The organism is Flavobacterium sp. TSSA_36, assembly GCF_051547165.1.
GTDB lineage: Bacteria > Bacteroidota > Bacteroidia > Flavobacteriales > Flavobacteriaceae > Flavobacterium.
On the sequence record NZ_JBPTTP010000001.1, the window covers coordinates 360,411 to 373,289 of the forward strand.

Consider the following 12,879-nt stretch of genomic DNA (forward strand, 5'->3'; position numbering starts at 1 on the left):
TGAAATTCAACTCCGAATTTCTTACATTTAGCCTTCAAACGCTATAGTAAAGCATCATTACATATCAGTACCTAAAAAAATTGATAACAGCATTTAAAATACCACGATTTTAAAACTGTTATTAAAGCGTTCACTGTATGTAAAAAATCAAACAAGAAAAATTCACTACATGACCATTGAACAATACATTACTAAAATAAATACTCTATTTCAAACAGGAAACGCACGAGAACACTCCTACCGTGGGGATTTACAGAATCTTTTAATGGCTATTTTGCCAGATGTTTTAGTTACAAATGAGCCCGCTAGAGTGGCTTGTGGCGCACCTGATTATGTATTGACACGCAAAGACATTCCTGTTGGGTATGTAGAAGCTAAAGATATTGGTGTAGATCTAAAAGATAAAAAACTAAAGGAACAGTTTGAGCGATACAAAGCGGGTTTAAGTAATTTGATATTTACAGATTACATGGATTTCCATTTTTACAAAGATGGTGAATTTGTTATTAAAATTGAAATTGCTTCTTTAGAAAATGGAAGCATAATTGCTAAACCCGAAAACTTCGACCAGTTTAAAAACCTAATTAAAAACTTTGCCGAAACCATTTCGCAAACCATCAAAAGCCCCACAAAACTGGCGCAGATGATGGCGGGTAAAGCAAAGTTAATGGCCGATGTTATTGAAAAATCTTTAATCAATGATGATGAACACAACAACCGTTCGCAACTAAAATCGCAAATGTTGTCGTTTCAGCAAATGCTAATTCATGATATCGATAATAAGGCTTTCGCTGATATTTATGCACAAACCATCGCTTACGGAATGTTTGCCGCTCGTTATCACGACCCAACATTAGAAAATTTTTCACGAGAAGAAGCTGCCACGCTTATACCTAAAAGTAATCCGTTTTTACGAAAATTATTTCAAGATATAGCAGGTTACGACTTAGATACGCGCTTGGTTTGGATAGTAGATGAATTAATTTCTATTTTCTTGGCCAGTGATGTCGAGGATATTATGAAGAACTTCGGGAAAAGTACCAAGCAAGAAGATCCCGTGGTGCATTTTTACGAAACCTTTCTAGGAGAATACAATCCCGCCTTACGTAAAGCTCGCGGAGTTTGGTACACGCCACAACCTGTAGTAAATTTTATAGTGCGTGCTGTAGATGATATTTTAAAAACAGAGTTCAATTTACCACAAGGTTTAGCTGATACAAGCAAAATTAAAATCAAGAAAAAAGCCGTTACGCAAACTGGTGTAGGTGCTAAATCTAAAATTGTAGAAGTAGAAACCGAAGTCGAAGTTCACAAAGTACAAATTTTAGACCCAGCAACGGGAACAGGAACATTTTTGGCTGAAGTAGTCAAACACATACACAAAAAATTTGAAGGACAGCAAGGCATTTGGAGCAAGTATGTAACCAAAGATTTAATCCCACGCTTGAATGGTTTTGAGTTGCTAATGGCGAGTTATGCTATGGCACACCTCAAAATGGATATGCTCCTAACCGAAACAGGCTATAAACCCACCGACGACCAACGTTTTCGCATTTTCCTAACCAACAGTTTAGAAGAAGCCCATCCCGACACCCAAACCCTTTTTAGTTCGTGGCTCTCTGACGAAGCCGACCAAGCCAACGCCATAAAGCGGGATGCACCCGTTATGGTTGTTATTGGAAATCCTCCGTATGCTGTGAGCAGTACCAATAAAAGTCCTTGGATTGAGAGTTTAACAGCAGATTATAAAAAAGACCTAAATGAAAAAAGCTATAATTCTTTATCAGATGATTATGTGAAATTTATTCGCTTTGGACAATATTTTATAGACAAAAATGGAAGCGGAGTTTTGGCTTATATTTCAAACAATAGTTTTATTGATGGGATTACGCATAGACAAATGCGGAAACATTTATTGGAGAGTTTCGATAAAATTTATATTCTTGATTTACACGGTAACGCTAAGAAAAAAGAAGTTTGTTCTGATGGTTCACCTGACCAAAATGTGTTTGATATTATGCAAGGTGTTTCCATCAACTTATTCGTGAAAACTGGTAAGAAAAATAAAAACGAATTGGGTAAAGTTTTTCATTTTGATTTACAAGGGAAACGTGACTTTAAATATGATTTACTAACTGCAAATAACTTAAAATCATTTAATTGGAATGATTTAGAAATTAAAAAACCAAATTATTTTTTTACTAATAAAGATTTTAAAGGAGAATCTAATTACAATAGTGGTTTTTCAATTAATGATTTTTTTGAAAAAAAAGCTGCTGGTATAAAAACACATCGAGATTCTGTGGTAATTGGTTTTAATGAAATAGAATTAAAAAATCAAATCGAAAATTATTTAATTACTAAACAAAAAGTAACAAATACATTTACATACTCTAAATGTAAATCTTTAATATATCGACCATTCGATAATAGAATTATTTATTATGATACGAATTTAGTTGAACGACACAGACAAGAGCAAATCAAACATTCTTTCTCAAAAAATTTTTCATTATTGATAGGAAGACAAACTAAAAATAAAGAAATTAATCATTTTTTTATTTCAAATACTTTATCAGAAATGAAAACTGCTGAGAGCTCAACAGGTTCATATCATTTTCAACTGTATATTTACCCCGAAACCACCGCCCAACAAACATTAAACGGTAACACGGAAAGAACCCCCAACCTCAACCCTGAAATTGTTAAACAAATTGAGGAGGGATTGGGCATTGCGTTTGTTTCAGAAAAAGAACACACCCCTAACCCCTCTCAAGAGGGGAATAAAACGTTCGCCCCAATCGATTTATTGGATTATATCTATGCGGTTTTGCATTCGCCAAGTTACAGAGAGAAGTACAAGGAGTTTTTAAAAATTGATTTTCCAAGAGTGCCGTATCCAAAAAATCCACGTCAATTTATTGATTTGGTCGATTTAGGCAGTCAGTTACGTCAAATCCATTTACTAGAGAGTCCAGTTGTTGAGGATTACATTACCCAATATCCCGAAGATGGAGACAATATTGTAACCAAACCAAAGTACGAACAACGCAACTTTCTAATGGACGAAAACACTATAACGCATAATGACACCATCGAACCAATGGGGCGTGTTTACATCAACGAAACCCAATATTTTGAGAACGTTCCCGAAGTGGCTTGGAACTTTTACATAGGTGGTTACCAACCCGCTCAAAAATGGCTCAAAGACCGCAAGGAACGAGAATTGAGTTACGAGGATATTTTGCATTACCAAAAGATTATTGTAGCATTATTTGAGACCGATAGAATTATGAAAGAAATTGATACGATTGAGATATAGATGGAAAAAGAAAGTGTTTTTGAGTTAATTCGAAAGGAAGAAATGATTCTTTTTGCTGGTGCGGGAATGTCATTGTATGCGGGATTTCCATCAGGAAAGGAATTAGCAAAAATATTGCATAAAAACCTACCCATTAGCCAACAAAATGAAATTGAACTATCTTCTGATTTATTGCAAGTTAGTGAAGATATATTTAACATTAGAAATGGCAATAAAAACTACTTGATTACAAAATTAAAAGAGTGTTTTGAAATAGAACCAAGTTCAAAAGAGACACATCAATTATTGGCTAAAATTCCCCAGATTAAAACCATTATTACTACCAATTATGATACTCTTTTTGAAGACACAAATAAAAATTTACAAGTAATTCGGAGAAGCTCTGATTACCCTATTGCTAATTCAAAAAAGCAACAACTATTTAAAATACATGGCGACTTATCGGATACAACAAATATAATCTTAACAAAATCAGACTATAATAAATTTTTTATTGAAAATAAAGATGAAACTGTTTTCTGGACTGCTATTAAAGATCGACTAGCTTCTAATAATATTTTGTTTATAGGTTATTCGCTTGAAGATAATAATGTAATGGTAATGTTTGAGAAAATATTGAGTGAAATAGGCGAAAACAGAAAAGAATTATTTTTTGTAGCTCCATCAATTAGTCAAACCAAAAAGAGATTTTTAGACCGAAAAGGAATTAATTTTATTGAAAGCACAGGAGAGGATCTCATTAAAGATATTTTTGAAGATTTAAAATTAAATTATTTTCCTGGTTTATATAAGGGTGAAGGAACTGCTGACATTGCATTTAATTTTGGCTCATTAAATCAAATTAAAATTCACCTTAGTAAACATCAAGAAAGCCTGAAAATACATAGCTTCACTTCACTAAAAGGTTTTGTGAAAAATGAAGTCAAGTTTAATTTAGATACCACCAAAAGCGATAGTAAAAAAATGTTGGATTCATTGAGAGGTAAAAATTTTGATGATGTTCTGATAGAAGGTGAATATATTAAAGACTGGAGTCTTTTTATGGACGGATTTAGAATGTTAAAAGATAACGTTTCTAAAGTATGGGTCAAAAAAGTACCAAATATTCAAGGTTTATTTGATATAGAATTTGAAGATGGGTTTGAGTTAGAGAATTATAAAATTGATATCTTCATAATAAATCCAAAAGAAGATGAGTGGCATTTAAAAATTGTATTACTTGACTTTGTTGTTATTGTAGAGATGGAGTTTAATAACAAAAGTAATAACACGAAATTAAACGTTAATATCAGCCCTAATGAACAAATTACATCTGTAAAAAACGGCTTGAATTTTTACAATATAATTACTAGAATGACGCATAATAAATCTTTTACATTATTTAAAGATAACACCTTGTTTTACACTTACAGCTACAAAATACCACTTGAAGAGGATGCATTGGATGCTCACTTCTTATTAAATTATTTTCAAAAATTGAAGAAAATTGAGCAACATTTTCTAGTAAAATTTACTAATATAATTTGGGCTGAAATAAATGAAAAGGTAATTGATAAGATACTTTCATATATTGAAAAAAAGACTCTAAAGATTGATTTTTTAGGTTTTACTTTTAAAAATGAAAATGAAGCAGAAATTGAAAATCTATTAGAAATTTGTAAAGACCAAGGGGTTTTTATGGTTTCTGAGAATAATAAATCAACATATAATTTACATGGATTTGATTTTGAAATAGGTTATATGCAACAAATCATTGAAGATGCATTTATCGAAAATGCAGAAGATTTAAAAAACAATAAAACAAATAAAGTAAGTTTAAAAAGTAAATCAAATTCAGCGCAAATTCAATTTAGTAACGAGAAAGACAATTAATTTAACACGTTGACTTTGCAAAATATTTTTTTATTTCAATGTAAAAAGGTTAAAAAAATTAATTTTGAAGAAATAATACAAATCGTGCTAAACCTTTAAATTACACATATCTATACAATGAGCCAATTTAGACTTCCTTTATTACCTTTTGAACAAGATGTAGAAACTAAAGTAGTCCTAAAAAAGCTAGCCTTAGCACATCGAGCTCTTGCTGAACTTAATGGAGTTGCCGAGACAATCCCTAATGAAGTTATTGTATTAAATACTTTGTCATTACAGGAAGCAAAAGATAGTTCTGCAATTGAAAACATCATAACTACACATGATGAATTATTTTCAAGTGACAGTATTGCACAACAATTTGCAAGTACAGCAGCAAAAGAAGTTTTTAATTATGCATCCGCTTTAAAGGAGGGATTCAAGTCGGTTCGTGAAAAAAAAATATTAACTAGTAATCAAATCATTGAAATTCAAGGAATTTTAGAAGAAACAAAATCAGGTTTTAGAAAACTTCCAGGGACGGAATTAAAAAATGGTCAAACGGGTGAAGTTGTTTATACACCACCACAAGTCCATGAAGAAATAGTAAACTTGATGCGTAATTTGGAAATTTTTATTAATGATGATGAATTAACCGATTTAGACCCATTAATTAAAATGGCTATCATACACCATCAATTCGAAAGCATTCATCCTTTCTACGATGGAAATGGTCGCACGGGCAGAATAATCAACATTCTATACCTTGTAAAAGAAGATCTATTACATTTACCCATTCTATATCTAAGTAGATATATTAATCAAAACAAAGCTAATTATTATCATCTATTACAAGAAACTAGGATAACTCAAGATTGGGAACCTTGGATTCTTTTTATGCTTGAAGCAGTTGAACAAACCTCTATTCAAACAACAGCAATTATTCGAGGGATAAAAAAACTAATGATGGAGTATAAAAAAGAAATTCGTATAAACTTACCCAAAATTTATTCTCAAGATTTGATTAATAATTTGTTTAAACATCCCTACACAAAAATCGATTTCATTGTTGAAGACTTAGGTATTACCAGACAAACAGCCTCAAAATACTTGGATCAATTAATCGCATTAAAACTGATTACTTTACATAAAATAGGCAAAGAAAACTTTTACATTAATACTGCACTTTATGAATTTTTACAAAATGCGCCACAAAAACTCAAGTTCAAATAATTCAATTTTGTTGACACGTTTGTCTTGTCATGTTAAAAGAAAAGGAAAAAGTTAACACGTTACAATAGTCATGTTAAACAAAGTGATAAAATGTAACTTATTTAACTAGCTACTACTATCCCATTAAAACACAAAAAAACCAACTGAAGCAGTTGGTTTTTTATTTAAAAACTTCTATCAAATATTGCTTTCTGGGTGTGAAACTGGGTGAAAAACACATAACACACTGAAAATCAATTGATATCGCAGAGAGGAAGGGATTCGAACCCTCGATACAGTTACCCATATACTAGCTTTCCAGGCTAGCTCCTTCAACCACTCGGACACCTCTCTATTTGAGTTTGCAAATAACTTAAAAAAAAATGAGTTAGAAAAGGAAAAAGTAATAATTATCCCATTTCCCCTCGAATGGATGTTTCGAAAAGATTTTTAAAATCTGAAGCTTTACATTTTTTACCCAACAAATGCATTAACTTAGTAATGGCAGCCTCTGTGGTACAGTCTTTTCCAGAAATCACCCCAATTTGTTTGAGTTGGGAACTCGTTTCATACTTCCCCATATCCACGCTTCCACCGGAACATTGCGTCACATTAATGATGTGAATTCCGTTTTGAATCGTTTTTTGAAGCAATTCAATAAACCAACTTTCAGTGGGGGCATTCCCTGAACCAAAAGTTTCCAACACTACCCCTCTCAATCCGGGAACCTCCAGTAATGTTTTGATTATCTTTTGATTAATACCTGGAAACATTTTTACAATCATAACATTATTGTCAAAGGTTTTATGTACACATAGCGCCTTTTTTTCTGGAAACGGTAAAAGAAGCTCCTGATTTACTTTAAGATGCACCCCTGATTCGATCAAAAAAGGATAATTAGGAGAAGTAAACGCATTAAAATGCTCGGCACTAATTTTGGTAGTGCGATTGCCTCGATACAATTTGTATTCAAAATACAAGCCTACTTCGGTTATAATTGGCTGCCCATTTTCTTGCAAAGAAGCAATTTGAATGGCGGTTATCAAGTTTTCTTTAGCATCGGTTCTTAGATCTCCGATGGGCAATTGTGAACCCGTAAAAATAACCGGTTTGGTTAAGTTCTCTAGCATAAAACTCAAGGCTGATGCAGAATACGACATCGTATCTGAGCCATGTAATACTACAAAACCATCAAAAAAATCATACTTATTCTCGATTACCTCGGCAATGGCTACCCAACTTTCTGGACTAATGTTAGATGAATCAATAGGATTGTCAAAAGAAATAGTTTCAATGGTACAGTCTAACAACTTTAGCTCAGGAACACGTTGCAATAATTTGGAAAAATTGAATGCTTTTAAGGCTCCGGTCTCAAAATCCTTTTGCATACCGATGGTACCGCCGGTATAAATCAGCAATATTTTTGTACTAGAAGACATCAGTATAGTTCAATTTATTCACCACCGGATTAGCATACATTGATAAAAAGCCTTCCAAAATTTGAGGATTATCATGATCAATTCGCATTTCTAAACGGCGTTCAAACAATGATTTCTCGTTTTCGGTATACAAATGAGCATATTGATTCGTATTATGCAACAAATCATAGGCTATGAAATTAGTGGGCCATAATTTGTAGTTGGCTAATATGGCGTCATCAATGGCCTGTGCTAAGGCCAAAACTTGTTTGTTTGCGTTACTTTCCTGGGCAACAATGGCATCAATTTCTTCAGTAATTACTTTTCCCACATGAATGTGAATGCGCTTCTTTTGCCCCAAAACACCGCTCAGAATATTTTGAAAATCTTCGTTTTTTTCTTTAATATAAATTTCATTATTTGCTTCTGCTATCAATTGTGGCATTTTCAAAACATCGGTAGGATCGTATTCATAAGAAATTGAAACCGGTACGATTTTTATTTTCTTAAAATAATCCATTATATTCTTTTCATCTGAACCCATTCCTAGCATTTTGAGTACACCAGGATTAGTCGCATCATTGCCATCTTTGGTTCTTCCTTCGCGTTGTGCAATCCAAACGGATCGGTTTTCATGCAACAACAATTGCCCAATATATTCCGAAAGCAACTTAGAACTTTGCAACATTTCTCTTGGAGAGAGTCCACGAAGCACCAAGAAATTACGATTTAATTTGGCTAATATCTTCAAGAAAGACTTCTTTACCAAATTATCTCCAATTGCCGATGCGGTCATGACTAATCCATGTTCAAATAAAGTAGCATTAAGCAATGTCGTGTCTAAAAGAATATCGCGATGATTCGAAACAAACAAGTATGCCGTGTTTTTTTCTAAATGTTCAAAACCAGAAGTAGTCAATCCATCCGAACTTTTTTCTAAAATTTTACCGACGGATTGATAAATAAAATTGCATTGAAAATCACGAATAGAATGCGTTTTTTTGAGTTGTTCCTTCCAAACTTCATCTTCAACCTCCGGGAATGAAAAATTCATTAACGCCTTCATCATAGGATGTTGCATCACGTCTGATAAAGCTTCATTTACTTCAGAATCATAAAAAGGCCTTATGGCATCAAATTTTTGCATTGGATTTTCATTTTTAATGGGGACAAAAGAACGAAAAAAAAGGCAAACAATGGGTACAATTTGGCTTAAATCCCAAAAACACGTTTAGAATTCTCAGTAGTAATAGCTGCAATTTCAGCGATACTTTTACCATAAATTTCGGCTAATTTTGCGGCAATGTTAAGTACATAACCACTCTCATTTCGCTTGCCACGAAAGGGAATCGGTGCCAAATAAGGCGAATCCGTTTCGAGTACGAGGTGTTGCAAATCAATGCGATCTAAAAACTGATCGATTTTACCATTTTTAAATGTTACTACCCCGCCAATTCCTAACAACATATTATAAGAAATGGCCAAAAGCGCTTGCTCATAGGTACCCGAAAAACAGTGAAAAATTCCAAACAATTCAGGGCTTTTCTCTTCTTCTAGAATTTCGAAAATTTCATCAAAAGCCTCACGACAGTGAATCACAATCGGCAATTTGTACTTCTTTGCCCACTGAATCTGTTGCCTAAAAGCAAGTTGTTGTTCCTTTAGATGCGTTTTGTCCCAATACAAATCGATACCTATTTCGCCAATGGCATAGAACTTTCTCTTAGTTAATTCGGAGGCTACGTGTGCTAATTCCGCTTCATAATTGTCTTTCACATAAGTAGGATGCAAGCCCATCATCAAAAAAACATTTTCCGGAAAATCTTGTTCCAAATCATACATCGCCTGCGTACAAGTCGAGTCGATAGCTGGAATAAAAAATCGAGAAACTCCAGCATTTATGGCACGTTGTATCATTTCGCCACGGTCTTGATCAAATTCTTCGGAGTACAAATGGGTATGCGTATCGGTAAGTATCATGGTATTTTTTTTGCGCTACAAAGTTAGCGTTTTGAACTAGTAGTTTTAAAATTTTTAGGCTACTTTTGAAAAGGCACTTTTATTATGGAAAATCTACAAACACACTTAGAAAACAAAAACTATCAAAAAATCAAATTCAAAATTATCAAAACTAAGCATTTATTGATCAAAGCAAAAATCAATGGGATTGCGGGTAATTTCATACTCGATACCGGTGCTTCGAGCAGTTGCGTAGGTTTTGAAGGGATCGATTTTTTTCAATTAAAAGCTAAAAAATCCAAAACCAAAGCGGCTGGTGCTGGAGCTGTAGGAATGTTCACCCAACTCTCTACAAACAATAGTCTGCAATTAGGACGTTGGAAAAATCTCGATGTAGCACTTATCATTTTTGATTTATCACACGTCAATGAGGCACTCACCCAACAAAAAACAAAACCCGTTCACGGTATTATTGGCGCCGATATTCTGCTAAAAGGCAAAGGAATTATTGATTACTATAACCATTACTTGTACTTAAAAAAGGATTTATAAGGCAATTACCAAGGTACCACGCTATCCGCTATAGTTTTGCAAAAGCTGGGCGCTCCTATCGTTATTGCAGAAGTCTGTAAAAAACCATTGTAACGGAGTTGCTTCTTTTCCTGTACATTTATTTTAGTTGCAGCAAGATCTGAAAAAAGATTTGGGAGGACACCGGAAAACCTGTTGGATACAATGTAGATTCTTTCGCTACTTTTCAAAAAAAAAGCGCCAGTGTTGAAACTGACGCTTTGGTATTGAGATTGAAAAAAATTATTTTTTCTTTCCTTTTGCAGGTGCTTTTGCTGCTTTTGCTGCTTCTTGAGCTGCTTTCATAGCGGCACGAGAAATCTTCACTTGACAAATAACAGTGTTGTCTGGGTGCATGATTTTGAAATCTGGTGTAGGTACTTTAGTTACATACAACTTGTTACCCATATCTAATGGCGTAATATCAGCTTCAACAAAATCAGGAAGATTTTTTGGTAACGCTCTTACTTTTAATTTACGGTTGTTCATACGTAAATCACCACCAGCCATAACACCTTTAGAGTTACCAATGATTTTTACAGGAACTTCCATAGTGATTTCTTTATCCTCGTGGATTTGAAAGAAGTCAATGTGTAAAATTTTGTCAGATACTGGGTGTACTTGAATATCTTGTAACACAGCATTGAAAGATTTACCGTTACCCAATTCAATCACAACTGTATGTGCGTTTGGAGTGTAAACCAAGTTTTTGAAAGCTTTTTCTTCTGCTGAGAAATGCACCGCTTGATTTCCTCCGTATAACACGCAAGGAACCGCTCCAGCATTACGTAAGGCTTTAGTTGACACTTTGCCCACGCTTTCTCTTTCTGATCCTTTAATTGTAATCGATTTCATTGTAAATATTTATATAGTTATTAATTAAACTCTTTTTTTTGAGTGATTAGTAATTAGTGATTAGCCTTGTTTTTTCTGCTAATTACTAATTACTAAGCGCTATTCACTAATGCTACATTATAAACTTCCCGCTAATGGAATTGTTGTGGTGTACCATGTGCATTACTTCGGCAAAAAGTGGTGCACAACTCAACACTTTTATTTTATTGGACGCTCTTCGTAATGGAATAGAATCCGAAACGATTAATTCGCTTAATTTGGAGTTCTCAATTTTATCATAGGCTTCCCCAGATAAAATGGCATGGGTACAAATGGCTCTAACACTCAAAGCACCTTTTTCAATCATCAAATCGGCAGCTTTGGCTAAAGTTCCTCCGGTATCGATCATGTCATCTACCAAGATTACATTTCTTCCTTTTACCTCGCCAATTAGTTCCATGGATTCAATTACATTGGCAGCTTTTCTTTGTTTGTAACAAATTACTACATCAGATTCTAAAAATTTAGAATAGGCATAGGCTCTTTTTGAACCTCCCATATCAGGTGAAGCAATGGTTAAATTTTCTAATCCTAATTCTTTTACATAAGGCAAGAAAATTGTAGAAGCAAATAAATGATCTACTGGTATTTCAAAAAAACCTTGAATTTGATCCGCGTGTAAATCCATGGTCATTACTCGAGTAGCTCCTGCAGCATCTAGCAAATTAGCTACTAATTTCGCCCCAATTGGCACTCTTGGCTTATCTTTTCGATCTTGTCTTGCCCAACCAAAATAAGGAATTACGGCCGTGATGTGTCTAGCTGAAGCTCTCTTAGCAGCATCAATCATCATCAATAATTCCATCAGATTATCTGAGGTTGGAAAAGTAGAGCACACAATAAATACGCGAAGTCCTCGGATGGATTCTTCAAAAGAAGGTTGAAATTCACCGTCGCTGTATTTGGCTAAGGTGACTTTTCCCAAAGGAATTCCGTAATTTTTAGCAATTTGCTCTGCAAGATATACACTTTGTGAACACGCAAAAATTTTAGCTTCTGGTTCTAGGTGTGACATTTAATATGTTGTTTTTAATGCCGATATTTTTTTTCATTTTCTTAATTTCGCAACGAAGTCAAGGAAAACACCGTAAAATACTCGGATGTAGTTAGTTAGTGTGTGTTGTTTTAACGAGGTGCAAATTTATGAAATTTATTCAAGACTGAAAGAAAAAAATTAAGTATTTTTTGTTGAACATTTAAATATATTTTTTACATTTGCACCGTGTTAAAGAAACAGCAGTTTAGCTACCACTAAATTGTTCTTTATGCGTGAAACAACTGTTGTTGTTTCGGTCTGCTAAGCCCGGATGGCGGAATTGGTAGACGCGCTGGTCTCAAACACCTGTGGGAAACCGTGCCGGTTCGACTCCGGCTCCGGGTACTTTAAAAGTCTGTAATAGCGTTGTAAATCAACTCTTTACAGACTTTTTTTATTTGAGTTGCCCAACCGTTACCCAACCATTTTGAAAACACTCAAAATATTTACACTTTTTAAATAATAAATTAGGTATTATTTTTATAAAAATTATTGAAATGCTTGCAACGGGATTTCCCGCATTTGAACTTTGCTCCTATTTTCAAATCTTATAAATTCTCCAGCGGGAACTTCTTTCAATAAAAAACACTTTCTTTCTTTTTTGCAATAAAGTTTGC

The 12,879-nt window shown here is 33.8% G+C and carries 9 protein-coding genes and 2 tRNA genes; 5 read left to right on the forward strand and 6 right to left on the reverse strand.

Annotation, left to right across the window (positions count from 1 at the left end; translation table 11 throughout):
- Positions 1 to 169: 169 nt before the first annotated feature.
- From ACSVH7_RS01640 to ACSVH7_RS01650, 3 genes are all read left to right on the forward strand, one after another.
- A complete protein-coding gene (locus ACSVH7_RS01640) occupies positions 170 to 3,322 on the forward strand; it encodes a type ISP restriction/modification enzyme (RefSeq protein WP_438064952.1) in 3,153 nt (1,050 codons plus the stop codon).
- Entirely contained in the window at positions 3,323 to 5,194 is a 1,872-nt protein-coding gene (locus ACSVH7_RS01645; protein WP_438064953.1) for an SIR2 family NAD-dependent protein deacylase, read from the forward strand.
- 117 nt (positions 5,195 to 5,311) lie between these two features.
- On the forward strand, positions 5,312 to 6,406 hold the full coding sequence (locus ACSVH7_RS01650; protein ID WP_438064954.1) for a Fic family protein: 1,095 nt from the start codon (positions 5,312 to 5,314) through the stop codon (positions 6,404 to 6,406).
- 246 nt (positions 6,407 to 6,652) lie between these two features.
- Here ACSVH7_RS01650 and ACSVH7_RS01655 read toward each other — a convergent pair.
- The 4 genes from ACSVH7_RS01655 to ACSVH7_RS01670 all read right to left on the reverse strand — a co-directional run bounded on the left by ACSVH7_RS01655 (position 6,653) and on the right by ACSVH7_RS01670 (position 9,783).
- Positions 6,653 to 6,739: transfer RNA gene (locus ACSVH7_RS01655), tRNA-Ser, on the reverse strand.
- 56 nt (positions 6,740 to 6,795) lie between these two features.
- The gene (locus ACSVH7_RS01660; protein WP_438064955.1) at positions 6,796 to 7,824 is read right to left on the reverse strand and encodes an asparaginase; all 1,029 of its coding nucleotides are present in this window, start codon (positions 7,822 to 7,824) and stop codon (positions 6,796 to 6,798) included.
- On the reverse strand, positions 7,814 to 8,950 hold the full coding sequence (locus tag ACSVH7_RS01665; protein ID WP_438064956.1) for a 1-acyl-sn-glycerol-3-phosphate acyltransferase: 1,137 nt from the start codon (positions 8,948 to 8,950) through the stop codon (positions 7,814 to 7,816). Before ACSVH7_RS01665 ends, ACSVH7_RS01660 begins: the two co-directional genes overlap by 11 nt.
- 65 nt (positions 8,951 to 9,015) lie before the next feature.
- Positions 9,016 to 9,783 (reverse strand): TatD family hydrolase, encoded by a 768-nt coding sequence (locus tag ACSVH7_RS01670; RefSeq protein ID WP_438064957.1) that lies wholly within the window; start codon positions 9,781 to 9,783, stop codon positions 9,016 to 9,018.
- Positions 9,784 to 9,867: 84 nt separating this feature from the next.
- Here ACSVH7_RS01670 and ACSVH7_RS01675 point away from each other — a divergent pair, with 84 nt between their 5' ends.
- Positions 9,868 to 10,314: a retropepsin-like aspartic protease gene (locus ACSVH7_RS01675; protein WP_438064958.1), complete on the forward strand. Its 447-nt coding sequence runs from the start codon at positions 9,868 to 9,870 to the stop codon at positions 10,312 to 10,314.
- Positions 10,315 to 10,575: 261 nt separating this feature from the next.
- Here ACSVH7_RS01675 and ACSVH7_RS01680 read toward each other — a convergent pair whose 3' ends face one another.
- Together ACSVH7_RS01680 and ACSVH7_RS01685 are read right to left on the reverse strand one after the other, a co-directional pair.
- On the reverse strand, positions 10,576 to 11,187 hold the full coding sequence (locus ACSVH7_RS01680) for a 50S ribosomal protein L25/general stress protein Ctc (RefSeq protein ID WP_438064959.1): 612 nt from the start codon (positions 11,185 to 11,187) through the stop codon (positions 10,576 to 10,578).
- Positions 11,188 to 11,299: 112 nt separating this feature from the next.
- On the reverse strand, positions 11,300 to 12,241 hold the full coding sequence (locus tag ACSVH7_RS01685; RefSeq protein ID WP_438064960.1) for a ribose-phosphate pyrophosphokinase: 942 nt from the start codon (positions 12,239 to 12,241) through the stop codon (positions 11,300 to 11,302).
- Positions 12,242 to 12,527: 286 nt separating this feature from the next.
- On the opposite strand from ACSVH7_RS01685, the gene ACSVH7_RS01690 reads away from it, so the two are divergent.
- Positions 12,528 to 12,607 (forward strand) — tRNA-Leu (locus tag ACSVH7_RS01690).
- Positions 12,608 to 12,879 lie beyond the last annotated feature (272 nt).